21 protein-coding genes and 1 pseudogene are annotated in these 23,452 nt (G+C 73.6%); 10 read left to right on the top strand and 12 right to left on the bottom strand.

Features of this window, described 5'->3' with window-relative positions; genetic code table 11:
• Window positions 1–20: 20 nt before the first annotated feature.
• The 9 genes and pseudogenes from DRB89_RS45025 to DRB89_RS29240 form a co-directional block, all read left to right on the top strand.
• A pseudogene (locus DRB89_RS45025) lies at window positions 21–3,773 on the top strand (amino acid adenylation domain-containing protein); the annotation flags it as partial.
• Complete coding sequence (locus DRB89_RS29205) at window positions 3,766–4,995, top strand: cytochrome P450 (protein WP_112463480.1); 1,230 nt, start codon at window positions 3,766–3,768, stop codon at window positions 4,993–4,995. The pseudogene DRB89_RS45025 and the gene DRB89_RS29205, both read left to right, overlap by 8 nt.
• 49 nt (window positions 4,996–5,044) lie before the next feature.
• Window positions 5,045–5,257, top strand: coding sequence for a ferredoxin (locus tag DRB89_RS29210; protein WP_112450426.1), 213 nt, complete (start codon window positions 5,045–5,047; stop codon window positions 5,255–5,257).
• Window positions 5,254–6,666 carry an FAD-linked oxidase C-terminal domain-containing protein gene (locus DRB89_RS29215; RefSeq protein WP_112450425.1) on the top strand — a complete coding sequence of 471 codons (1,413 nt, stop codon included), beginning with the start codon at window positions 5,254–5,256 and terminating at the stop codon, window positions 6,664–6,666. The genes DRB89_RS29210 and DRB89_RS29215 overlap by 4 nt, the downstream gene beginning before the upstream one ends.
• Window positions 6,656–7,927: an MFS transporter gene (locus DRB89_RS29220; protein ID WP_112450424.1), complete on the top strand. Its 1,272-nt coding sequence runs from the start codon at window positions 6,656–6,658 to the stop codon at window positions 7,925–7,927. The genes DRB89_RS29215 and DRB89_RS29220 overlap by 11 nt, the downstream gene beginning before the upstream one ends.
• Entirely contained in the window at window positions 7,909–8,748 is an 840-nt protein-coding gene (locus tag DRB89_RS29225; protein ID WP_112450423.1) for a TauD/TfdA family dioxygenase, read from the top strand. Before DRB89_RS29220 ends, DRB89_RS29225 begins: the two co-directional genes overlap by 19 nt.
• Window positions 8,745–10,022 carry an ATP-grasp domain-containing protein gene (locus tag DRB89_RS29230; RefSeq protein WP_112450422.1) on the top strand — a complete coding sequence of 426 codons (1,278 nt, stop codon included), beginning with the start codon at window positions 8,745–8,747 and terminating at the stop codon, window positions 10,020–10,022. The genes DRB89_RS29225 and DRB89_RS29230 overlap by 4 nt, the downstream gene beginning before the upstream one ends.
• Before the next feature lie 64 nt (window positions 10,023–10,086).
• Window positions 10,087–11,205: a histidinol-phosphate transaminase gene (gene hisC, locus DRB89_RS29235; protein WP_112450421.1), complete on the top strand. Its 1,119-nt coding sequence runs from the start codon at window positions 10,087–10,089 to the stop codon at window positions 11,203–11,205.
• Window positions 11,206–11,340: 135 nt separating this feature from the next.
• Window positions 11,341–11,829, top strand: coding sequence for a hypothetical protein (locus DRB89_RS29240; protein ID WP_239516383.1), 489 nt, complete (start codon window positions 11,341–11,343; stop codon window positions 11,827–11,829).
• Between the two features lie 8 nt (window positions 11,830–11,837).
• Here the strand turns inward: DRB89_RS29240 and DRB89_RS29245 are convergent, their stop codons facing one another.
• Together DRB89_RS29245 and DRB89_RS29250 are read right to left on the bottom strand one after the other, a co-directional pair.
• Entirely contained in the window at window positions 11,838–12,476 is a 639-nt protein-coding gene (locus DRB89_RS29245; RefSeq protein WP_275432024.1) for a nucleoside/nucleotide kinase family protein, read from the bottom strand.
• Between the two features lie 71 nt (window positions 12,477–12,547).
• On the bottom strand, window positions 12,548–13,912 hold the full coding sequence (locus DRB89_RS29250) for a carotenoid oxygenase family protein (RefSeq protein WP_112450418.1): 1,365 nt from the start codon (window positions 13,910–13,912) through the stop codon (window positions 12,548–12,550).
• A gap of 16 nt (window positions 13,913–13,928) precedes the next feature.
• Between DRB89_RS29250 and DRB89_RS43245 the strand changes: the two genes are divergently transcribed.
• Window positions 13,929–14,162 carry a hypothetical protein gene (locus DRB89_RS43245; RefSeq protein ID WP_162688776.1) on the top strand — a complete coding sequence of 78 codons (234 nt, stop codon included), beginning with the start codon at window positions 13,929–13,931 and terminating at the stop codon, window positions 14,160–14,162.
• An 18-nt stretch (window positions 14,163–14,180) separates the two neighbouring features.
• On the opposite strand, the gene DRB89_RS29255 is transcribed toward DRB89_RS43245, so the two are convergent.
• The 10 genes from DRB89_RS29255 to DRB89_RS29305 form a co-directional block, all read right to left on the bottom strand.
• Complete coding sequence (locus DRB89_RS29255) at window positions 14,181–15,098, bottom strand: hypothetical protein (RefSeq protein WP_112449965.1); 918 nt, start codon at window positions 15,096–15,098, stop codon at window positions 14,181–14,183.
• A 134-nt stretch (window positions 15,099–15,232) separates the two neighbouring features.
• Window positions 15,233–15,667, bottom strand: a complete 435-nt coding sequence (locus DRB89_RS29260; RefSeq protein ID WP_112449966.1) for a hypothetical protein — start codon at window positions 15,665–15,667, stop codon at window positions 15,233–15,235.
• 23 nt (window positions 15,668–15,690) lie between these two features.
• Window positions 15,691–16,287 carry a hypothetical protein gene (locus tag DRB89_RS43250; RefSeq protein ID WP_162688777.1) on the bottom strand — a complete coding sequence of 199 codons (597 nt, stop codon included), beginning with the start codon at window positions 16,285–16,287 and terminating at the stop codon, window positions 15,691–15,693.
• A gap of 42 nt (window positions 16,288–16,329) precedes the next feature.
• Window positions 16,330–17,148: a hypothetical protein gene (locus DRB89_RS29270; protein WP_162688778.1), complete on the bottom strand. Its 819-nt coding sequence runs from the start codon at window positions 17,146–17,148 to the stop codon at window positions 16,330–16,332.
• A 282-nt stretch (window positions 17,149–17,430) separates the two neighbouring features.
• The gene (locus DRB89_RS29280) at window positions 17,431–17,841 is read right to left on the bottom strand and encodes a hypothetical protein (RefSeq protein WP_162688779.1); all 411 of its coding nucleotides are present in this window, start codon (window positions 17,839–17,841) and stop codon (window positions 17,431–17,433) included.
• Window positions 17,842–17,894: 53 nt separating this feature from the next.
• The gene (locus DRB89_RS29285) at window positions 17,895–18,407 is read right to left on the bottom strand and encodes a hypothetical protein (protein WP_112449971.1); all 513 of its coding nucleotides are present in this window, start codon (window positions 18,405–18,407) and stop codon (window positions 17,895–17,897) included.
• A 67-nt stretch (window positions 18,408–18,474) separates the two neighbouring features.
• Window positions 18,475–19,992 carry an ATP-binding protein gene (locus DRB89_RS29290; protein ID WP_112449972.1) on the bottom strand — a complete coding sequence of 506 codons (1,518 nt, stop codon included), beginning with the start codon at window positions 19,990–19,992 and terminating at the stop codon, window positions 18,475–18,477.
• 30 nt (window positions 19,993–20,022) lie between these two features.
• Window positions 20,023–20,469 carry a DUF6238 family protein gene (locus DRB89_RS29295; protein ID WP_112449973.1) on the bottom strand — a complete coding sequence of 149 codons (447 nt, stop codon included), beginning with the start codon at window positions 20,467–20,469 and terminating at the stop codon, window positions 20,023–20,025.
• 44 nt (window positions 20,470–20,513) lie between these two features.
• The gene (locus tag DRB89_RS29300; protein ID WP_162688780.1) at window positions 20,514–21,977 is read right to left on the bottom strand and encodes an SCO6880 family protein; all 1,464 of its coding nucleotides are present in this window, start codon (window positions 21,975–21,977) and stop codon (window positions 20,514–20,516) included.
• Between the two features lie 90 nt (window positions 21,978–22,067).
• On the bottom strand, window positions 22,068–23,432 hold the full coding sequence (locus DRB89_RS29305) for an ATP-binding protein (protein WP_112449974.1): 1,365 nt from the start codon (window positions 23,430–23,432) through the stop codon (window positions 22,068–22,070).
• Between the last annotated feature and the right edge of the window lie 20 nt (window positions 23,433–23,452).

The raw sequence follows: 23,452 nt of genomic DNA on the forward strand, positions 1-23,452 counted from the left end.
CCCGCCCCGAACGCCTCACCGCCGCGACCCGGTTCTGGCAGGGCGCGCTCGACGGGGGCGCCGCCGCGCTCGACCTGGTCACCGACCGCCCCCGACCCGCGGTGCTCAGCGGATCCGGCGACCGGGTGCGGCTGCGGATCGGCTCCGCGCAGCACGCGCGCCACGCCGAGGCCGCCCGCCGGCACGGCGTCAGCCCGTACATGTTCTGCCTGGCCGGCGTGTACACGGTCCTGTCCGCCCACACCGAACGCGACACCCTCACCCTGGGCGCCCTCGCCGCCGGCCGGGACCGGGCCGGGACGCAGGACCTCGTCGGCTGCTTCGTCAACCTGCTGCCCGTCCGCGTCGAGGCGGACGCGGACACCACCGCCGGGTCCCTGCTCGCCCGCGTCCGCACCGCCTGTACCGAGGCCCTGCACCACCAGGACGTCCCCTTCCAGGCCGTGGGCCGGGAACTCGCGCCGTCCACCACCGCACGGGCGGCCGTCCCCTTCCAGGCCGTCGTCAACCACCGGCAACGCGGGCCGCGTCCCCTCGAGCTGTCCGGTGCGCGCACCGAGCCCTGGGACGCCGGCGGCCGCGCCACCGCCACCTTCGAGCTGGCCTTCACCTTCGAGGAGGAGGGCGACGGCCTCGACGTCGAGGTCGAGTTCAGCACCGACCTCTACGACCGGGCCACCGCACAGAGGCTGGCGGGTCAACTGGCCGCCGTGCTCGACCGCCTCGCGGACGGCGACCCGCCGCTGCGCGACGTCACCCTGTACGAACCGGGGGAGTACGAACGGCTGAGCCGCGCACCGGAGCCGGGCCCACGGGCGGCGGACACCACCCTGCCCGCCCTCGTCGCCCGGCAGGTCGCGGCCCGCCCGCACAAGACCGCCGTGACCGGCGCCGGCACCAGCCTCACCTACGCCGAACTCGACCGGCTCGCCGGCACCGTGGCCGCCCGCCTCGCCACCCGCGGGATCCGGCCCGGCGACCGCGTCGCCGTGTGCCTGGAGCGCTCCCCGCTGCTCGCCGCGACCCTCCTCGGCGTGCTCAAGGCCGGGGCCGCGTACGTGCCGCTCGACCCGGCGTACCCGGCGCGGCGGCTGCGCCACTGCATCGCCGACGCCGATGCCGGCGCGCTGGTCTGCGCCAAGGACACCGCCGACACGCTGTTCGGCCCCGGTACGGAGGCCTCCGGCCCGCCCGTCCTCGACATCGAGGCCCTCGCCGCCCCCGGCGAGGAGACCGCGCCCGCCGTAGATCGCGGCGACCCCGGCGATCCCGCCGCCCCGGCGTACGTGATCTACACCTCCGGCAGCACCGGGCGCCCCCGCGGCGTCGCCGTCTCCCACCGCGCGGTCGCCAACACGCTCCTCGCCTGCCTGGACCGGCACCCGTTCACCGCGGACGACGTCTGGCTCCAACTGACCTCGCCCGGCTTCGACGTGGCCGCCTTCGAGCAGTTCATGCCGCTCGTCTCCGGCGCCACCCTGGTGTACGCGGACGACGCCACCCGCTCCGACGGCCCGGCCCTCACCCGCACCCTGCGCACCGCCGGGGTCACCGTGATGGTGACCGTACCCTCGCTGCTGCGCGCCCTGGACCGTCCCGACCTGGGTGACGTGCGCGTACTGCTCGTCGCCGGTGAGCCCGCGGACGTCCACGACACGCGCCACTTCGCCCGGGACCGGGTCGTCGTCAACGGCTACGGCCCGACCGAGGCGGCGATCCTGGCGACCACCCACCGGGCAGGCCCCGCGGACGACCGGGCCCGTGTGCCCGTGGGCACCGCCCTGCCCGGCACCGCGGCCCACGTGGTGGACCGCCACGGACGGCTCGCGGCCACCGGGGTGCCCGGCGAACTGTGGCTCTCCGGCGCCGGACTCGGCGACGGCTACCGCAACGACCCCGAGCGCACGGGCGAGCTGTTCACCACCCATCCCGCGCTCGCCGGCGCCGGACGCTGCTACCGCACCGGGGACCGCGTGCGCCGGCTGCCCGACGGAGCCGTCGACTACCTCGGCCGGCTCGACCACCAGATCAAGCTGCGCGGCTTCCGCATCGAGCTCGGCGAGATCGAGGCCGCGCTCGCGGAGCACCCCGGTGTCCGGGAGGCCGTCGCCGTCCTCCTCGGCACCGGCACCGACGCCGAACTCGCCGTCGGCTACGTCGGCACCGCCGCGCCGCAGGACGCCCGCGCCCACCTGGCCCGGCTGCTCCCGGGCCACATGGTGCCCCGCCTGGCCGTACCCGTCCCCGCCATCCCGACCGGCAGCCACGGCAAGGCCGACCGGACGTCGCTCGCCGCCCGGCTGGCCGCCCTCCGGCAGCAGCGGCTCCCCGCCGACGGCCCGGCGGACGGCTCCGGGGACGGCCCCGCGAACGGGAGCGAGCGGCGGCTGCTCGCCCTGTGGGAGGACGTGCTGGGCGGGCCGGCGGGCTCCCTGGACGAGGACTTCTTCGCACACGGCGGCCACTCCCTGCGGGTCATCCGGCTCCTGGGCCGCATCGAGCGGGAGTTCGGGGTCCGGATCGCCGTCGCCGACTTCCTCGCCGAGCCGACCGTACGCGCGGTGGCCCGGCTGTTGCGGGGGCCCGATCCGACGACCCTGCCGGTGGGGCCGGACGACGCGCGGCTCGACCCCGGCATCGTCTTCCCCGACCGTCCCGGCCCCTTCGACCCGAACGACGCCGTGCTGCTCACCGGGGCCACCGGATACGTGGGCTCCCACGTGCTGGCCGAACTGCTGGACCGCACCACGGGCCCGGTCCTGTGCCTGGTCCGGGCCGTGGACCCGGACGCCGCCCGTCGGCGCCTGGCCGCGGCCCTGCGCCGCCACGGTCTGCGCCGCGACGCCTCGGACCCGCGGATCGTGCCCGTCCCCGGGGACCTGTCCCGGCCCGGCCTGGGCCTCGACGGCACGCACCGGGAACACGTCCTGCGGGCGACGACCGTGCTCCACCTGGGCGCCGAGGTCCACCACGTGTCCGGCTTCCACCACCTGGCGGCCGCCAACGTCGGCGGCACCGCCGAACTCCTGCGGATCTGCGCGCAGGGCCGCCCGGCCCGCCTGCACCACGTCTCCACCCTGGGCGTGTTCCGGGACGGACCCGGCGGCACCCGCCCGCGCACCATCACCGAGGCCACCCCGGCCGCCGGCGAACGGCATCCGCGCGGTCGCGGCTACGCCGCCGCCAAGTGGGCCGCGGAGCACCTCGTCGGCCAGGCCCTCGAACGCGGGGCCGACGCCCGGATCTACCGGCTCGGCCGGGCCGGCGGCAGCACGACGGGCGCCGTCAGCGAGGACGACTTCCTCAGCCGGCTCCTCGTCACGTCCACCGCCCTCGGCTGCCACCCCGACGACCCGCGGCTCGCCACCGACGCACTGCCCGTGGACACCATGGCCCGGGCCCTGGTCGCCCTGGCCCTCGCCGACGCCGCCCCGGGCACCGTCCACCACCTGCACCACCCCCGGCGGACCCCGCTGGCCGAACTGCTCGCCGTACACGAGCGCCGCACGGGCCGCACCACCCCCGCGGTCCCGCTGGAGGTCTGGCTCGGCCGGCTGGCCGACGCGGAGGCCCGCGGCACCGCGCTGCCCGCCCTCGCCTACCGCGAGTACTTCCGGGAGCTGTGCGACCACCCGGACGCCGGCCTCCCCGACCACCGCAACGACGCCACCGTCGCCGCCCTGCGGGCCCACGGCGTCACCCCGCCCGCCCTGGACGACGCCCTCGTCGGCCGCTGGTGGCAGAAACTCGACCGGAGCACCCGCGATGACTGACCCGACGACCGACGCGACGACCGGCCCGGCTTCCGACCCGCACTACCCCATGGACCGGCAGTGCCCGTTCGCCCCGCCCCGGGAGGCCACCGACATCCGCGACGCGGGCACCGTGCCCCGCGTGACGCTGTGGAACGGGGTCCGCCCCTGGCTGTTCACCGGCTTCGACGACGCCCGTACCGTACTGTCCGACCCCCGGTTCAGCGCGGACAAGAGCCGCCGCGGCTACCCGCTGTCCAGCGCCGTCGCCCTGGCCGAGACCGCCGTCGAACCGACCCTGCTCGTCATGGACAACCCGCGCCACGACGCCGTACGGCGCCTGGTGCTCGGCGAGTTCACGGTGAAACGGGCCGAGCGCCGGCGCCCCGCCGTGCGCGCCGTCGTCGACGGCTGCCTGGACCGCATGCTCCGCGGCACCGAGGCCGACCTCGTGGCCGACCTGGCCCTGCCCGTCGCGCTCACCGTCATCTGCGAGTTCCTCGGAGTGCCCTTCGAGGACCGCGAGCTGTTCCGCGGCCTGACCCACACCATGAACGTCGTCGACGGCACCACCGAGAGCGCCGCCGCCGCCCGGCAGGCCCTCCAGGACTACCTGGAGGAGCTCGTCGCCGCCGCCGCACGCGAACCGGGGGACGGGTTCATCGGCCGCATGGCGGCCCGGCACCTGCCCGACGGGACCATGACGCGACCCCAACTCGCCGCGATGGCCCTCCTGCTGCTCACCGCCGGCCACGACACCACCGCCAACATGATCTCCCTCGGGGTGCTGACGCTGCTGCGCCACCCCGGCCACTTCGCCGCCCTCGGCACGGACGACGACCCCGAGCTGCTCTCCGACACCGTCGAGGAGATGCTGCGCCACCTCACCGTGGTCCAGCGCGGCATCCGCCGGATCGCCGTCGAGGACGTCGAGGTCGGCGACCGGCTCGTCCGGGCCGGGGAGGGCGTCGTCGCCGCCATCAACGTCGCCAACCGGGACCCCGAACGCTTCCCCGCCGGCGAGGAGTTCGACCCCGCCTCCCGCGCGCACGGCCACCTCGCCTTCGGCTACGGGCCCCACCAGTGCATGGGCCAGTCGCTGGCCCGGGTGGAGCTCCAGGAGGTCTACGCCGCCGTGGCCCGCCGGATCCCGACGCTGCGCACGGCCGTGCCCGTCGAGGAGATCCGCTTCAAGTCCGACATGGCCGTGTACGGGGTGCACGCCCTTCCCGTGACCTGGTGACCCCGCTGCCGCCCGCCGCCCGTCCCCCCGCACCGAAGGAGCCGACCCCGTGAAGGTCACCCTCGATCCCGAGCGCTGTGTCGGCGCCGGCCACTGCGTCCTGTCCGCCGCCACGGTCTTCGACCAGGACGAGACCGACGGCATCGTCATGCTGCTGGACCCGGAACCGGCCGAGCACCTCGCCGACGCCGTCCACGAGGCCGCCGACCTGTGCCCCGCCCGGGCGATCCTGGTCACCGGGGCCGACGGGCGACCGGCATGAGCGCCGCCCTGCTGGCCGCCCTGCGCGCCGCCCTCGGCGGCGGCGGCGCCCTGGTCACCGACCCGGACGCCACCGTCGGCTACTCCCACGACATGATGCCGCTCGCCCCGCACGGCCGGCCGCTCGCGGTGGCCCTGCCCGCCTCGGCCGAGCAGGTGCGGGCATGCGTGCGGGCCTGCGCGGCGGCCGGCGTCCCGATCGTCCCCAGGGGCGCCGGAACGGGCCTGACCGGCGCCGCCAACGCCGTCGACGGCTGCGTCGTCCTGGTCACCACGCGGATGAACCGGATCCTCGAACTCGACCCGGACAACCGGATCGCCGTCGTGGAGCCCGGCGTGGTCAACCAGGACCTGAAGACGGCCGCCGCCGCCCACGGCCTGTACTACCCGCCCGACCCCTCCAGCCTCGACACGTGCACCCTCGGCGGGAACCTGGCCACCAACGCGGGCGGCCTGTGCTGCGGCAAGTACGGGGTCACCGGCGACTACGTCCTCGGCCTGGACGCGGTCCTCGCCGACGGCTCCCTCCTGCGCACCGGCCGCCGCACCGTCAAGGGCGTCGCGGGCTACGACCTCACCCGCCTCCTCGTCGGCAGCGAGGGCACCCTCGGGATCATCACGCGGGCCACCCTCTCCCTGCGCCCGCTGCCCTCCGCGCCCGGCACGGTCATCGCGGCCTTCGACTCGGTGGCCCGGGCGGGAGCCAGCGTCAACCGGATCGTCCGGGCCGGCCTCGTCCCCTCCCTCATGGAGATCATGGACGCGACCTCCCTGCGCGCCTCGTCCGCCTACCTCGGCACCGAGCTCGCCGGCGAAGGCGACCAAGCCCTGCTGCTGTGCCAGTCCGACGCGCCGGAGGGCACCCGCGAAGCCGAACTCGACCAGATGGAACGCGTGTTCCGGCAAGCCGGCGCGGTGTACACGCACGCCACGCAGGACGCGGCGGAGGGCGCCCTGCTGCTGCGCGCCCGCCGGGTGAGCCTCGCCGCCCTCGAAGCCCGGGGCGCCTGCATGACCGAGGACGTGGCCGTGCCCCGCACCCTCATCGCCGATCTGATCGAGGGCTGCACGCGGATCGGCGCCGACGCGGGGCTGACCGTCGCGGTCGTCGGCCACGCGGGCGACGGCAACATGCACCCCACGGTCCTCTACGACGGCGACGACGCCGGGCAGTACGCCCGCGCCCGGACGGCGTTCGACGCGATCCTCGCCCTCGCCCTGTCCCTCGGCGGCACGATCACCGGCGAGCACGGAGTCGGCAAGCTCAAGCAGGACTGGCTGGAACGCGAACTGGGCCCGGTCGCCCTGCGCGTGCACCGCGACCTCAAGGACGCCCTCGACCCGGCGGGCCTGTTCAACCCCGGCGCCGTGTTCGCCCGGCGGCCGGCCGGGACCCGCCGTGCCGGTTGAGACCCTGCGGACGCTGGCCGGGCTCGCCCCGCCCCTGCGGACCCTGTTCCTCACGACCCTGCTCTTCCGCTCCGGCACCATGGCCTACCCCTTCCTCACCCCGTACCTGCTGGGCCGCGGAGGTCTGGACGCGGCCGAGGCGGGCCTGGCCGTCACCACGTTCGGGGTCGGCGCCCTCGCCGCGGACCTGGCCGCCGGACGGCTCCTCGCGAGGCTGCACCCGTACGCCCTGATGCGGGGCGGCTTCCTGCTGGGCGCCGCCGCGGTCGCGGTGGTGCCGCTGCTGCACGGCCTGCCCGCGCTCGTCACGGTGGTGCTGGTCTGGGGGTTCGCGTACGAGATCGTCACCCCGGCGTCCTACGCGGCCACGATCGCCGGGTCACCGCCCGAGCAGCGCAAGGTCGCGTTCTCGTGCCACCGGCTCGCCATCAACCTCGGACTGTCGGCCGGCCCGCTCCTCGGGGCCCTGCTCTACGCCCTCGACCCGTACGCCGTGTTCTGGGCCAACGCCCTGTGCGTCCTGGCGGCCGCGGCGTTCCTGCACCGCCGCGGCGGACGCCGGCCCGCCGCCGGACCGGACACCGCGGCCGGCGTCGCCGTTGCCGTCGCTGCCGCCGCCGGCGGCGGGCCGGGCCGCGCGACCCGGCCCCACGGCCCGGTCCGGCAGACGACGGCCGAACGCACCCGGTTCTGGAGCGTGTTCGGCCTCTCCCTGCCCATCCAGCTGGCCTACGCGCTGCCCTCGGTCTTCGTCGGTGCCTACGTCATCGTCGGCCTCGGCCTGCCCGGCTACTGGGCCGGCGTCGTCTTCACCGTCAACGCCGTCGGGATCGTCCTGTTCGAGGTCCCGCTCAACATCCGCATGGCACGCGTCGGACACCTGGCGACCCTGCTGAGCGGCTACGCGCTCGCGGGCACCGGGTTCCTGCTCATGGCCCTGGCCGACACCGGGCCGGAACTGGTGCTCGCCACCCTCGTGTGGACGGCCGGGGAGATCGTCGTCTTCCCCGGACTGCTCGACTACGTCAGCCGGCTCTCCGGCCCGGCCGCCGACCGCAACATGGGCCTGTACTCCGGCGGCGTCAACCTGGCCTTCATCGCGGCCCCGCAACTCGCCCTGCACCTCTCGGCCCCCGGCCACCCGGGCGCCCCGTGGGCGGCCGCCGGCGCGGCGGTCTGCACCGCCTGCCTGCTGCTGCTCGCGGCCCGCACCAACCCGTACACCTGGCACAAGGAGGAACCGTGCTCAAGCGTGACCTGACCCCCTTCATCGGCGTCGAGTACAGCGGACTCACCCACGCCGAACTCACCCGCCCGGAGGTCTTCGCCGACGTCGTCGACTCCCTGAACCGGCGCGACCTCGTCGTCGTCCGCGGCATCGACCTCACCCCCCGGCAGCAGATCGGCCTCGCCGCCCGCATCGGCCGCCCCGTCCCCTTCCTCCTCGCCGACTGGCGCCACCCCGAGTTCGCCGAGATCCTCGTCTCCTCCAACGAGCGCAAGGACGGCCTGCCGGTCGGGATCGAGCGGGTCGGCCACTTCTGGCACCAGGACTCCTCCTTCGACGCCGACCCCTCCGCCTACACCGTGCTGCACGGCGTCCACGTGCCCGAGGACCACGGCCACACCGTCTTCGCCAGCGCCGCCGACGTCTACGACCGGCTGCCCGAGCAGTGGCGCACCCTCCTGGAGGACCGCGTCGGGCTGCACACCCTCACCAAGCAGCAGCGCATCGCCCCCGAGCACGTGGGCCTGTCCATCGCCGAGGTGCGGGCCCTCATCGCCCGCCAGTACCCGGCCGTCGAACACTCCGTCGTCCGCCGCGACCCGCACACCGGCCGCCGCTTCCTGTACGCCGCCCGCGCCTACATGGACCGGGTCGTCGGCCTCGACGCCAACGAGAACGAGGCGTTCTTCGACCTCGTCGACACCCTCCTGGCCGACCCCGACCGCACCTACACCCACCGCTGGACCCCGCACGACCTGCTCCTGTGGAAGACCGCCACCACCTACCACGTCGCCACCGACCTGCCGCCCGGCGTCTCCCGGACCGTCCACCGCGTCAGCGTCGCCGCCGCATGAGCGGGCCCCGGCACCCCGCCGCGCCCGTCGGCGTGATCGTCGACGGCTACTCGGTCGGCAAGTACCTGCCCGCGTCCTTCCGCAAGCTCGGCGCGGACGTCGTCCACCTCCAGAGCACCCCCGAGTTCCTGGACTGCGTACCCCCGCCGGACCTGCGCCCGTACCTGGCCAACGTGGTCCAGGACGCGGCCGATCCCGCCCGCACGGCGAAGGAGCTGGCCTCCTACCACCCGTGCGGGGTCCTGCCCGGCCAGGAGACCGGGGTCCCGCCGGCCGACCGGACGGCGGAACTGCTGGGCCTGCCCGGCAACCCGTCGGCCACCTCCGCGCTGCGCCGCGACAAGTACCGCATGATCGAGGCGCTGCGCGCCGCCGGCATCCGCTGCGCCGACCAGCTGAAGTCCGACGACGTGGAAGCGGTGCTCGCCTGGGCGTCGACCACCGGATACCCGGTCGTCGTCAAACCGCTCAGCTCGGCCTCCACGGACAAGGTCTCCGTCTGCCGCGGCCCGGACGACGTCCGCGCCGCGGCCGCCGAGATCCTCGGCAGCCGGGACATCTTCGGCCGGCACAACGACGAGGTGCTCGCGCAGTCCTTCCTGGACGGCACCGAGTACATCGTGGACGTCGTCAGGGGTCCCGGCGGCACACGGCACGTGTGCGGCGTCTGGCGCTACGACAAGACCCTCGTCGGAACCCGGCCGGTCTACGACCGGGACGTCCTGATCGACCCCGGCGCGCCGCAGGTCGAACCCCTCGTCACCTATCTGGACACCGTGCTCGACGCCCTGGACATCCGGTTCGGCGCCGCCCACGCGGAGATCATGATGACCGCCGCCGGGCCGGTGCTCGTCGAGGTGGGCGCGAGGCTCGACGGCATCATGGACCCGGGCCACCACGACTCCTGCCTCGACGGGAACCAGGCCGACCTGCTCGCACTCGCCTGCGTGCGCCCGGGGGAGTACCGGCGCGCGCACCCCGGCGACACCCTGTACCGCAAGCACCGCGAAGGCATGGTCGTCCACGTGCGGACCAGCCGCGGCGGCCTCGTCGAGGCCGTGGACGAGAACGCCCTGGCACGGATCCGCGCACTGGAAACGGTGCACCTGGCGGTGGTCCGGCTGGCCCCGGGCGACCGGATGCGGCCCACCACCGACCTGCTGTCCAGCCCGCTGCGCGTCTTCCTGACCGGCGACAGCCCGGAGGAGCTCCTCGCCGACCAGCGCCGCATCCGGCTGCTGGCCGACGACGTGTTCCACCTCGCCCCGAACTGACCGCGCCCGCGCCCGCGCCCGCACGCGCATGCCGGCGTGCGCCGTCCCACTCCCGAGGATTCCCATGGGTGTTGCCATCCGAGCCGACCTGGCCTCCGTCCCCGACTACAACATTCCCGGCACGGCGCCCGGCGCCATCCTGCTCAACTCCAACGAGGGGCCGCTGCCGCCCCCGCCCGCCGTGGTCGAAGCCATCACCCGGGCCGCCGTCGAAGGCCACCGCTACCCGCAGTGGTTCTCCGACACCCTGGTCGGGCGACTGGCCGACGAACTGGACGTCCCCGCGGAGGGCATCGCCGTCGGCTGCGGGTCGGTGAGCCTGTGCCGCGATCTCATCCAGGCGTTCTGCGGCCCGGGGGACGAAGTCCTGTTCGCCTGGCGCTCCTTCGACGCCTATCCGGTCTTCGCGAAGGTGTCCGGAGTGCGCGCCCGCACCGTCCCCCTGGACGCCGGACACCGGCACGACCTGGAGGCGATGCTCGCCGCCGTCACCCCCGCGACCCGCGTCGTCTTCGTCTGCAACCCCAACAACCCCACCGGGACGGCGGTCCGGGGCCGCGAACTGCGCGCGTTCCTCGACCGCCTACCGGCCCGCGTCCTGGTCGTACTGGACGAGGCGTACCGGGAGTTCGTCGACGATCCCGACGTGCCGGACGGGATCGCGCTGGCCCGCCACCGCCCGAACGTGGCGGTGCTGCGCACCTTCTCGAAGGCGTACGGGCTCGCCGGCGTGCGCATCGGGTACTGCGTGGCCGCGCCGGCCGTGGTGTCGGCCGTCCACAAGGTGTCCGTCCCCTTCGCGGTCAGCAGGCTCGCCCAGGCGGCCGCCCTCGCCGCGCTCGACCGCCCCGACGAGGTGCGCGCGCGCTCCGCCGCGATCGTGCGCGAACGGCGGCGCCTGGAGTCCCTGTTGACCCGGCACGGCCATGAAGTGACCCCTTCGCAGGCCAACTTCGTGTGGCTGCCCCTGGGGGAGGAGGCCGCCGGCTTCGCCGACTTCTGTGCCCGCCACGGCGTGCTCGTCCGGGCCTTCCCCGGCGACGGGGTCCGCGCCACCGTCGGCCTGCCGGAGGAGAACGACGCCTTCCTCCGCGCGGCCGACCGCTACCGGGCGACCGCTTTGCGGCCCCAGGCCGTCGGCAGGCCCGGGGACGGTCCGGTGCACCGGCGCGAATCCAGGTAGCGCACGGCCTCGTCGATCTGCGCGTGGGGCGCGCGCTGCCGCCAGCGGGTGCGGGGTCCACCCCGATGGGGGAAGCTGGGATGGTCGCAGCGCCGGCGGCCGGCGGCGCGGGCGGAGTGGCGAGGAAGGTCTGTCGTGAACGTTTCAGCAGGTGGGCGGCGTGCACGCGCATCCCGGCGCGGGGTGCGGACGGGCGCCGCCCTGCTGTGCGCCGTGGCTCTGGCGGTGGCCGTTCCGGCGTCCGCGCACGCGGGCGGGACGTCGGCCCGGATCCTGGAGCCGGGCGACCCGGTCGTGGTCGTGGACTGCTTCGACCAGGCGCAGATGCGCCCCGCGGAATACCTCCTTGCCTGCGGCGACGGGAACAACCGCCTCGTCGGGCTCCGATGGGACTCCTGGGGGTCGAGGACCGCCACGGCCACCGGTACCGACATGGTCAACGACTGCCGCCCCTACTGCGCGGCCGGCCGTTTCCACGGCTACCCGGTGACGGTGACCTTGGGCAGCCCGCAGGCCTGGCCGGAGCACCCCGATGTCCAGCGCTTCACCACGATCCGGCTGCTCTACACCGACACGGCACCGGACCCGGTCCCCAAGCACGTGACCTACAAGCTCGTGTGGTGACGCGGCCCTCAGCCGGCGTCGACCACCAGGTCCGCGCGCCCGGCGCCCGGGGCGATCAGCCGGGCGTTCGCCTCGTCCGAGCGGGCCACCCACGCCCGGGCGGACGACGGGTCCTTGCCGTGGCGCACGTGCCGGTCGACCAGGCGCCCGACGCGCAGGGCCTCGTCCGGGGCGAGGTACCAGGCTTCGTCCAGCAGTGGCCGTACCGCCGCCCACGCTCCCGCGTCGTGCAGCAGGTAGTTCCCCTCGGTGATCACCAGCGGTACGGCCGGGGCGACGGGAACGCTGCCCGCGACCGGCTCCTCCAGGGAGCGGTCGAAGGCGGGCGCGTACACCGTGGCCCCGTCGGGGCTGCGGAGCCGGCGCAGCAGGGCGACGTACCCGGCGGCGTCGAAGGTGTCGGGAGCGCCCTTGCGGTCGGCCAGCCCCAGCCGGGCCAGCTCGGCCCCGGCGAGGTGGAACCCGTCCATCGGGACGACCACGGCCGTCCCCGGCCCGAGCGCTACGGCGAGCCGGGCGGCGAGCGTCGACTTCCCGGCCCCCGGCGGCCCGGCGATGCCGAGGATCCGCCTGCGGCCCGCGACGGCCAGCCTGCCCGCCCTTGCCACCAGCTCCGCCGTCATATCCGCCTCCGTCGTGTTCCGCACGTGCGTATCCTGCCCGACCCGCGGCCCGGCCCGACGACCACGGGCACGGTCGTCGGGCCGGGCCGCGGATGTCAGCCCTCGGCGCCGTCCAGGGCGGTGTCGGGGATCCAGGAGCCGTGGAGTCCGGCCCCGACCCGGTGGGGCAGGTGGACGGTGGCGATGCGGTCGAGGCCGGAGGCGTCGAGGACCAGGAGCTGCGAGGCGTCCTGCTTCAGGTCGGAGACGACGGTCAGGAGGTAGCCCTCGTCCTCGCCCGAGGCGCCGGCCGCCGGGACGAAGACCGCCTCGCTCGGCATGCGGGCGTCGCCGACCTGGTGGATGCGGCGGGCGCCGGTCGTGCGGTCGTACTTGACGATGCCGTAGCCCCCGAAGCCCTTCTCGTCGGGGAAGGCGATGGCGTACTGGTAGCGGTTCTCGGCGCCCAGGTACTCCTCGTTGAGGGTCGGGAACTCCACCGCGAGGTCGTCGATGATGCGCTCGTCGACGGTGCCGGAGGCCATGTCGAGCACCCAACGGCGGGTGTAGGAGCGGGAGACGGGCTCGGTGCCCCGACCGGGCGCGCCGATCCACCAGTTCCAGGACAGCCGGAATCCCTCGCGGTCCACGGTGGGGCCCTCCAGGACGATGCGGCCCTGGCCGTCCTCGTAGGCGTTGGACACGTGGAGCATGTTGCCCGGTTCGATGGAGAACCAGCGGATGCGGCCCGCGCCGTCCTCGCCGCGCGGCATGACGCCGATGCGCGAGAGCTGCCGGTCGCTCCAGCCGTAGGGGATGCCGGAGTGGTCGGCCGGGTCGAAGGTGACGTTGCCCTCGACGAAGACCACGTGCCGGCGGGTGAGGGCGAAGTCGTGCTTGAGGGAGGCGGTCGCTCCCGGGACCTCGGCGCTGTGGACGATCTCGCCCTTGGCGTCGGCGACGTGGTGCACCAGGAAGGGCGGGAACGGCGAGGACCCGAAGAAGTGGAGCTCGCCGGTGACCGGGTCCTCCTTGGGGTGCGCGGTCATCGCCGTGCGCAGTTTGCCGTCGAAGTCGTACGCGCCGACGGTCTCCAGCTCGCGGGTGAGCTCGAAGGGGAGGTTCGCCTCGCAGAGGGCGAGCAGGCGTCCGGCGTGTTCCATGATGTGGGTGCCGGCGGTGCTGGCCGTCAGATCGGGGCCGTTCTCCGTCATGTACGGGGCCCCGTCCAGCGCGGGGGTGCGCACCCAGCGGTTGCGGTACCACTCGGCGCGGCCCTCGCGCAGCCGGATCCCGTGGACCATGCCGCTGCCCTTGAACCAGTGCGTCGGGCTGACCCCGGGCTTGGGGTTGTGGCCGTTGCGGAGCAGGCGGCCGGTCAACTCGGGCGGCAGGGTGCCCTCGACGGTGAGGCCGGTGGCGGTGACCTCGTCGGTGACGGGGGTGTAGTGGCCGTTCAGGTACGGCTGGTCGGCAGTCACGGCGGAACCTCTTTCGGTGGGATTTCGAGGGGGTGTGGCGGTGCTGCGGCTGGCCCGGCGGCTGCTGGTACTGCGGCGGCGGGGGCTGGTGCGGCGGGTGCTGCTGCGGCTGGTAGTGCTGCGGCGGCGGGGGCGCGTACTGCTGCTGCGGCTGCTGGTACTGCTGCTGCTGCGGCGGCGGGGCCTGCCGGTAGGGCTGCTGCTGCGGAGGCTGCTGCGGCTGGTGTTCGGGAGAGTCAGGTGTGTGTAAGAGACAGGCTCCAGGGGGCTATCTGCGGTTGAGGGCGGCGCCGACCCGCGGGGGAGGAGAGGGGAGCACCCCGGGTGTGTCCACGGCACAGACGAGGCCGAGGGCGGTCGGCGCGGGTGCTGTGCGGACGGCGGCCCGGGCCAGGTCGACCAGACCCTCGCCCTCGCTCATCCACATCGACAGCAGATCGAGACTCGGGTTCTCCGCTGCCTTCCCCGCGTTCTCGGCGCCCGGGCTGGGCTGGCCGAACGCGGCCTCCATGTCCTCCAGGAACGCTGCCTGGTGCGGGTCGAGGGAGTGAAGGCCGCTGGTGCGCAGGGAAGCGATGATGCGTGGTGCGATGGTGGCGAAGCGGTCGAAGGCCTCGGCCAGGTCACGCTGGGGAGGATCCTGGACGGTGCCCGGTTCGAACTCCTCCTGCGCCCATGCCAGGTCATCGCCGAGATGGTTCAACTGCATTTCGAAGACGGCCCGGTAATAGTCGGCGAGCAGGCTGGAGACGATCTTGCGGGCGGCGGGGACGGGCGCCGAATGCACGGTGATCATGGACGGCGGTACGACGGCCTCGTCCAGGTACATGTCCTGCGGGGCGAGCATCCCGACGTCGTACACGTCGTGGCGGGGGTTGTAGATGATGGCGAGTTCGGCTCCGTTCTCGGACTGCAAGATCGCAGCAGAGGACACGCGCCGGTTTTCAAGGAGGCGGAGGTTGGGGCCAGTCGCCCACAGGCACGAGAAGAGGTCGCCCTGCGTAGCCGGGTGCCCATAGTTCTCGACCTGCACCTTCCACTGGCCGGGCAGGTCCTTGCTGACTTCGAGGGCGAAGTCGCCGATGTAGCTCTGGTTGGTCGCGGTGACCTTGCTCTGCAAGGCCGCCGCCGTCTCTCTGAGGTTGGTCAGGGCCTCGCGGACGCGGCCGGCGTCCGTCAGGGGCATGACGTAGTTGCCGCCACCGTCCTTCTCGAATCCCGCGAGTTGAAGGGCGGTGCGAGCCCACCGGGACGATTCGCCGGAGACGAGGGCGACGATTCCGTGGTATTGGCTGGTGTAGAGGGTGATCTCGGAGGACGTCAGGTGGACGCTCCCTCGTCGTGGCCGACGGGCGTCAGGCAGGGGGCGGCGGTGTCCGGCGCGGTGTCGTACTGGGTGGTCAGCAGGTCGACGCCGAGCTGGAAGAGAGCCCGGTCGGCGATGTCGAGGAGGTCGCTCGTGCGCTCGTAGCGGGTGGCGAGCTGGATCTCGCCGTGCTCCCGGCAGCGGGCGCCGGCGGCGCGCAGGAGGTTCCGCAGCGCGATCAGCCCGGCTTCCTCGCCACCGGCCGCCAGCTCGGTCAGCGCGTGGACTTCGGCGGGCGTGGACGCCTGGGACATCGCCTCCGCGCAGGTGCGCAACGAGGCGGCCGGATCTGCCGGGACCGGGAGGCCTCGAAGGAATTCCGCGGCCTCCCGTCGGGCCCGCAGCCGCAGCTCGCTGCTGCTGGGACGGTGGTGGACGGTGTGGGTCATGGGGGGAACGGGTCCTTCTCTCATCAGTGGGTGCGGCTCGTGTGGGTGGTTGCGCTCGGTGCGGGACTCGCCGGCGTGGTCTTCGGGGGCCTGGAGCCCCAGGCCCGTGTGGTGGCGTATTGGGGCGAGGGGGTGGCGGCGGCCTGCGAGACTCCGGTCCGGTACCACTCGCGCGGGTCCCGAACGGGCTTGGCCTGCACCGGCTTGGTGTTGGCGGGGTCCAGGGAGTAGTCGGCGTGGACCTTGTATCCGCTGCTGCGCAGGCTCTCGATGGCCTGGCGGATGCGCCGGGGTCCTTCGTGGGTGGGGGCCGGCAGGAGGTAGACGCCGTGCAGGCCGAGCAGTGGCTGGAAGCCGAGACGGTTCAGGTACCACTGGCTTATGTGGTGGGGGATTCCTTGGGCGGAGGCGACGTACCCGTACTGCGGGTGCGTGCCGACGACGAACTGGCCAGGCAGGAGGGCTCCTTTCGAATCAGCGGCGGGCGGCAGACGGCACGGTGGCCGAGATGGGCTCGCGGGCGGAGACTGGGGCGGGGGACAATTTCGGTGCGGTCCGCGGAGGCTGGCCCGGGGCAGGCTGGGACGACCGCGACATCGCTGGGTGTGGCGGTGGGCCATGGCAGGCGAAAGGTGGAGTTCGTTGCCACCAGCTGTTCCAGGTCAGCGGTTCCGGCTCCGGCTCGGGCTTCCGGGCCGTGTGGACGGCAGGCCGGCCACCGGAGCGGGGATCGCGGGGTGCTGCGAGCGGAAGTACAACTCCAGCGGATGCTGGTCGCTGCGGATGACCTCGAAGCCGAGTCCGCCGAGCCGGTCGGCGGCGTCCTGGACGAGGACCTCGGGGGCGCAGGCGGAGTGGGCAGCCGGCACGCACAGACCGGTGCCGGGGTCCAGGTGCCAGCGGCCGTCCTCGTGGAGCAGGGCCCGCACGGCGCGGGGCATGAGCACGTCGGCGATCGGTCGCCCGTCCGTAGACCGGCCGATGGTGACCCGCTGGGCCTGCCTGAACCTGGTACTGCTGGCCACGCGCATCGACGCGAGCCGGTAGTACGGAAGGAGGCGGCGCCGTACCGCGGCGGCGGCACGGGCGGGGTCACCGGGAACCGAGACGGCCTGCGGGCGCGGTGCCGTGTCGTACTCGTAGACGCCCGCCGGCAGCACCGTGCCAACCAGGAACTCGCCCGGCCGATGCGGCCGCTGGATGACGCAAAGCTGGAGGCCGTGGGCGTGGGTGAGGAAGGCCCGCGCATGCTGATGGTCGCCGTCCCGGCGCAGCGCACGCCACAGCACTCCCTCCTCCCGCTCCCAGATCCGGTCGTCCGCATGGCTCCACCGATACGGAGTCGGCAGGACACGGGGGCTCCATGCCCCGCCCAGGCGCGGTGCCAGCCCGGCCGTGAATTGCTCCAGGCCGGCGGTGACGGCTCTGGAACGTCTGAGCGTCTCCCGCTCGAAGGGGAGCAGGGGATCATATTGGGTCATGCCGAGGGCGCCGGGTGGTGGAGGTGTGCGACGGGGAGGCCGAGCGGCTGCAGCGCGTGCACGGCCTGGTGCACGAGATGCTCCTGCTGCTCAACCGGCAGCGACGCCGGCGCGGTGTATGCGTCCAGCCGCGAGCAGTAGGCGAACCCCCTTGACCACAAAAGCCGTTGGACCGGGTCGGAGAGAGGCAGGGAAATCGGACCGGCGACATGCAGTCCTATGTGGATGCTGACGGGGTGGTACACGGGAAGCCCTCCTGAAGAACGAAGTTGCGGGTGGGGATCAACGGCTGCGGGTGCCGCGCGCGACCGGTGCAGGGGTCTGGACCCCAGTGACGTGCACGCTGGCAGGCGCCGGTGTCGACGGGGCACGGGGAAGCCGTGCGAGAAGGGCGTCGATCGCGGAGAGCAGAGGACCGACATCGTGAGGGCCGACAGAATGGGTGGAGTCGTAGAGGACCGTCATCGAGGTCCGGTCTTCGGCGGGAGCCTCGTGTGTGGCCAGCCAGCCGCCTCGCGTCCCGATGAGGACGACGGAGTCGTGTCCGGGCGGCCAGGCGTAGACGAGCCAGTCGTCCATCCCGTACTGGACGTCGCAGACCAGCCCGCGCTCGCGCAGTGGGGTGATCACGTGGGCGAAGTCCGCCCAGGCTCGCTGCCAGCTGGGGTCGAGGACGTTGCGGTGATCCGGCAACGGCGCCAGGAGGCGGGTCGACGGACCCTCCGCCTCCGGCGCTTGATGCAAGGTCATCGGATCCGGCCGGGCATGGGTATGACGGCCGGTGGCCCCGTGACGGGTGCGTAGCGGGCGAGCATGGCGGCTGTCCGGGTAGGGAACACGCGAGTGATCTCTGTCGCCTTGCCGCGCAGTTGCTGGGCGGTGGAGCGCAGGGCGGTATTGGCCTTGTCGAGTTGGTCCTGGATGACGACCCGTACGTCCCCCGGCGGGGGCGTGCGCTCGGTGGAGGAGTGCCTGATGGTCTCGTGGAGGAAGCCGAGAAGGTCTACTACATGGCTGAGGTGGGCGAGGGCGGTGCCGAGCGGGGGAGCGCACTGGGCGAGGGCCGCGGTGCCGAAGCGTTCGGCGCGGCTGTAGCCGGTGAGGTTCTCGGACTCGTGGCGGTTGCTGGTGGCCAGTTCCTCGCAGATTTCGGCCAGGATGACGCCGATGTCGCCGACCACGGTGTGGAGGTCCGGGGTGATGTCGTCGCCTCGACGTAGTTCTTCGGCCTTCGGAACGTCGTCGAAGACTCGGTCCACAGTTCGCGCGAGCTGGAGGAAGTAGTCCGGGCTGGTGATGTCGGGAATCGAGCTATTCCTATCGTTTTCAATGCATACGGGAGTCGGTATCGAACAGGGTCTGTTCGGCTGGGTGGAGCAGGTGTTGGACGATGAAGGACCGGCCGGCGACCTTCCAGAGGCCGCGTCCACGGCTGAGGTGGGAGATGGCTTCGGTCTCCACGGAGGTCAGCCCGAGCAGGGAGGCCGCGGCGTGGAGCTGGTCGGTTTCCTGGCGGTAGATGATGCGGGTGGAGCAGTCCGCGAGGAGTCCTTCGGCCAGGGCTCGGCCCTGGGATCCGGCGTCGCCGGCGGTGAGCAAGTCGGAGAGCCGGTGGATGACCATCAAGTTGGCGATGCCGAGTCCGCGGGAGAGCTTCCACTGGGCCTGCATGCGCTGCAGCAGGGGGCCGTGGCGCATCAGTCGCCATGCCTCGTCGTAGACGATCCACCGCCGGCCGCCGCGCGGGTCGGTGAGGGCGGACTCCATCCAGGCGGAGGCGCAGGTCATGGCGAGGACGAGAGCGGTGTCGTCGCCGGATCCACCGAGGCGGGACAGGTCGATCGACAGCATCGGGGTGGCCGGGTCGAATGCGACGGTGGAGGGGGCGTCGAACATGCCGGCCAGGTCGCCGTGGACCAGGCGGCGCATGGCGTGGGCGAGGTCGCGGGCTGCCTCTCCGAGGTGGCCTGAGACGGTGCCGGCGGCCTGGTCGAGGAGGGCGGGCTGGGCCAGGGTGTGGGCGATGTCGCCGAGGAGCGGGGTCCGGCCGGCTGCAGCTGCGGCCTTCACGACGCCGTCGAGGGCGATGTCGAGGGCGGTGTGCTCCATCGGCATCAGGTCGCGGCCCAGGACGGTGCGGGCGAGGGAGCCGAGCAGGAGCAGGCGGCGCTTGCGCACCTCGCCGGCCCAGTCCGCCTCCACGACGGACGGAGGCCGAGGGGCCGCGTCCAGGGGGTTGAGACGGCCGGGCAGGCCGGGGCCGAGTGCGATCGAGGTGCCGCCGAGGGCCTGGGCGACGGGAGTCCATTCGCCCTTGGGGTCGCAGGGGACGTACACGCGGTACCCGAAGGCCACCGACCGCAGCGCGAAGGACTTCGCGAGGGCGCTCTTGCCCTGGCCGATCACTCCGGCGAGCAGGACGTTCGGGTTGGTGAAGCCGTCGATCTTGCCGTACAGGGTGAAGGGGTCGAAGACGAAGGCGGCTTCGGCGTGGACGTCGCGGCCGATGTAGATGCCGTCGGCGCCCAGGCCACCTTCGGCCAGGAACGGGTACGCGCCGGCGGCGACGGCGGTGGTCATGCGGTGGGCGGGCAGGCGCAGCCGGTTGCCGCGGGCCGAGGCGCTGCCGGGCCGCCCGGCGGACGGGTAGGCGGAGCGAGGCATCTCCTGCTCGGCCGGTGGGTGTTCGCCGGAGGTGGAGGTGGCTTCGGCGCGGGCCTTGGCCTGGGCTTCGGCGAGCTGGCGGCGGGCTGCCCTGCGGGTGGAGCGGTCGGTGCCGTGGGGCGTGAACAGGGGGCTGGCGGAGGCGCGGCGGGCGCGGCGGCCGGGACGGTGCTGGGACATGAGGGCGGATCGTTTCTGCGGGGGCTGCCTTCAGGCGGTGCGTGCCGGGCGGGGGCCGTGGTCGGCGGGGGTGGTCTTGCGGCGGATGGCGTGGCCGGAGGCGAGCTGGCGCTGGCAGATGGTGAGGACCGGTGGCCCCTCGGGCAGCGCGTCGGGGCGGCAGACCGGGTCGGCGCCGGTGCGTTCGGCTGCGGGCAGGGTGTGGAAGGCGTCGTGGAGGCTGGTCGCGGCCTGCCACAGGCGCAGGTGGGCGGAGTCCAGGTGCCGTCCGGCGGCCGGATGCTGGGGCCGGGTGGTGTCCGCGAGCCGGTCCATAAGGAGGTGGAGACCGGTGAGGTGGCTGTGCAGGACGTCCAGGTGTACGCGGTCGGCGGTGGTGGTGCTCCATGCCGCCTGGCGGGTGTGGTGGCGGATTCCGGCGGTCGCGGCCCGCAGGTAGGGGTGGGCGTCGCCGGGCGGGATCGTGGGGTTGGTCAAGTGGTGGGTCCTTGCTGCCGCAGCGGGGTGCGGCGGGGGTTCGGCTACAGGGCGGTGCGGGCCAGGGGGAGTGCGCCGAGGGTGAGGGCTTCGGGCTGCTGGTAGATCAGGCGCCGGAGGTCGACCTGGGCGCTGACGGCGGCGGTCTCGATCTGTGCGCACGCGGCGTCGAGCTGTGCGTCGCTCTCGGCGGAGACGGTCAGCAGGCCGGTCAGCGCGACGTCGGCGTGCCCGGCGATGAGCTGGCGTTCGCGTTCCTTGACGTCGCCGTACTCGACGGAGTCGGCCTCGGAGTCGACCTGGCCGCGGCGCTGGCGCTCGGATGCGTCCGCGATGATCGTGGCCTTGGTGCGCTGGACGTCGCGCAGCGCGGATTCGAGCCCCTGGGGTACGTAGATAAGGGAGAAGGAGCGGCGCACGCCGGCGGTGAACATCAGCCCGTGCAGGAATCCGGCGCCGGTCTCGGTCCGCGGCCAGTTCTCGACCCAGTAGGTGGCGTGGCGGGCCGAGTCGGTGATGACCCGGTCGTACTCCTCGACCTGGACCACGGGACCGGCGGCAGCGGGGTCGGCTTCGGCCCGGCCGTGCTCGGACCACTGCTGCAGGCCGGCCAGGGCCTTGGGGTCGTACGCGGTGCGGACCACCGCGGCGATCTCGCGGGCGGTGAGCCACCCGGTGACCATCAATCCGGCGCCGCGCGCGGCCTGGGCGACGGAGGCGGTGGTCTGCCCCAGCACGGTGAAGGCGCCGGGCAGTCCGCCGCCGGCCTGGGAGATCAGGCGTTTGGCGGCCTTCATGTCCAGGGAGATCGCCAGATAGCTCTCGTGCGGGGCGGCGGCGGGCCCTGCGGAGGCGACGAGTTCGGAGTACACCTGACCGGCGACCGGCGTCTGGGGCTGGCCGTGGGTGGTCCAGTGGCGGGTGAGGGTGTCCCCGGAGTCGGGGACGGTGCGCTCCAGGACCTGCACGGTGGCGATGTGCCCGGATCGGGCGATGCCGGCCAGTGCCCGGCCCCACGAGGTGACGTTGGAGTTCTGGGTTGCGGGGTCCAAGAGGGCGAAGGCCCTGCTGGAGACGCGGGCGATGGCGGTCAGGGTCTGGGTGTGGGGGTCGTGGACGGCGGCGGCCTGCGATCCGGACGGGGTGACGACGCGGAGCGAGGCGGCGGTGCCGGGCAGGTGGAGCATGCCGTCGGTGCGGGGTCGGGAGACCGCGCGGGCCAGCCACAGGGTCTGGCCTGTTTGGCGGCGCTGGGCGTAGCGCAGGACGATCGGCGCCCAGTCGATGAGGGAGCGGCCGTGGCGGCGGATGACGACGAGGGCGCCGACGCCGGCCCAGAGCGGGGTCAGGGCGAGGGCGCCGACCAGGCCGGTGGACACCACCGTGGCCAGAAGCAGGGCCAGGGCCGTGGAGGTGAGGACGAGCTGGGGCAGGGACAGGCCGAGCAGGACGCCGCGCCGCGACCGGTGGGGGAATTTGATCGTGAGGGGGAGGACAAGGTCAGACAAGGCAGAAGCCGCCTTCGGAGCACGGGGGTTGGAACCCGGGCGGGACACGGCAGAGGGTGCGGCGTGTCCCGCCCGGGTGGCGTGGACGGGTCAGGAACCGGTGGGCGGGGGGCCGCTCGCGAAGGGACTGCTCGCGACGGCCGGGCCCTGTGCGGGCGCGCCCTGCGGCGGGCCCTGGGTGCTGCGCGGAACGGGACCCGTGCCGCCGGAACCGGACGGACCGGGGGGCTCGGACGGGGCGCCTGAGCTAGTACCAATGCTTCCGCCGAGGTGCCCGCTGGTGTCCTGGCTCACGCTGGTTGGCGGAGGCTGGACGGCCTTGGACAGCGCGTCGGTGGCCGCACCTCCGCCGGAGGACGGCATCGGGGAGCTGTTCTGCTCGCCTCCGGAGCCGCCGGTGGGGTTGGCGGCGATGTCGCCGGGGAAGCTGGCCGGGCCCTGGGGGGATGCCCCGGCTCCGGCTCCGGCCGCTGCGCCGGCTCCGCCCGTGGCGGCCATCGCGGCGGCCTTGCGGGCTGCCTGCTCGGTGTGCTGTTTGGCCATCTGAGCGCCGGTACCGCCGGCCCGGTGGATCGACTCGCCGTCGGTGCCCTCAGCCGCCCAGTGGACGAACTTGAACGTGGCGTACGGGCAGAGCAGGACCATCATCATGATCACGACTCCGGCGAGGCAGTCGGCGAGGGCGCCGAGTCCGTCCTTGGCCTGGGTCTGGCCGAGGGCGGAGATGCCCAGGAGGAACACGATCGTCATCAGCAGCTTGCTGACCACGAGCGTGGCGGTGGCTTCGATCCAGCCCCGGCGCCAGCGCCGTGCGGCTTCCCAGCCGCCGCCGGCCCCGGCGAACACGGCGAGCGTGACCAGCACGAGGATGCCGACCTTGCGGACCATCATCACGCACCAGTAGAGGATGGCCCCGGTGCCGGCTCCGATGCCGACGATGCCGGGGATCATCCAGCCCAGCGGGACCATGGAGGCGACGGAGCTGGCCTTGACCATGCGCCGCACCGCCTCTTCGATGGAGGTGCCCGCTGCCGCGAACAGGCCGTCGGACAGGGCGTCGACGACTTCGATGGCGATGGTGGTGCCGGCGATGGCGACGAAGCAGAAGATGACGCCGCTGGCGGTGCCCGTGAAGGCCTGGGCCAGGGCCTGGCCGTCGCGCTTGACGGCGGCCCGGATGAGCTGGGCGCAGAACGTGGCGACCAGGAGGGTCAGGCCGATCGGCAGGAGCAGTTCGTAGTTGGCGACGAACCAGCCGGCCCGCAGGTCGACTTTGGTGGTGGCGTTGACGGCTTCGGCGGCGAGGTCGGCGGATGCGGCGGCGAACTCGCCGGCCGACTTGGCGATCCAGTTGCCGATGCCCTCGGTGATCGCCTTGCCCGGATCGTTGACGAAGTCGATGGCGTCGGCGGCGCTGCACAGTTTGCTGGCGAGGGGAATGGAACAGAAGTCCACTGGAGGGATACCTCCTTGTC

The sequence above is a fragment of the Streptomyces sp. ICC4 genome, assembly GCF_003287915.1.
Classification (GTDB): domain Bacteria; phylum Actinomycetota; class Actinomycetes; order Streptomycetales; family Streptomycetaceae; genus Streptomyces; species Streptomyces tritrimontium.

Bases quoted from the DNA above. Each gene is read 5' to 3' on its own strand.
- DRB89_RS29215 (WP_112450425.1), top strand. From the start codon at position 5,254: ATGAGCGCCGCCCTGCTGGCCGCCCTGCGCGCCGCCCTCGGCGGCGGC.
- DRB89_RS43250 (WP_162688777.1), bottom strand. From the start codon at position 16,287: ATGGCCCACCGCCACACCCAGCGATGTCGCGGTCGTCCCAGCCTGCCC.
- DRB89_RS29205 (WP_112463480.1), top strand. From the start codon at position 3,766: ATGACTGACCCGACGACCGACGCGACGACCGGCCCGGCTTCCGACCCG.
- hisC (WP_112450421.1), top strand. From the start codon at position 10,087: ATGGGTGTTGCCATCCGAGCCGACCTGGCCTCCGTCCCCGACTACAAC.
- DRB89_RS29255 (WP_112449965.1), bottom strand. From the start codon at position 15,098: ATGCCCCTGACGGACGCCGGCCGCGTCCGCGAGGCCCTGACCAACCTC.
- DRB89_RS29260 (WP_112449966.1), bottom strand. From the start codon at position 15,667: ATGACCCACACCGTCCACCACCGTCCCAGCAGCAGCGAGCTGCGGCTG.
- DRB89_RS29290 (WP_112449972.1), bottom strand. From the start codon at position 19,992: ATGTCCCAGCACCGTCCCGGCCGCCGCGCCCGCCGCGCCTCCGCCAGC.
- DRB89_RS29270 (WP_162688778.1), bottom strand. From the start codon at position 17,148: ATGACCCAATATGATCCCCTGCTCCCCTTCGAGCGGGAGACGCTCAGA.
- DRB89_RS29230 (WP_112450422.1), top strand. From the start codon at position 8,745: ATGAGCGGGCCCCGGCACCCCGCCGCGCCCGTCGGCGTGATCGTCGAC.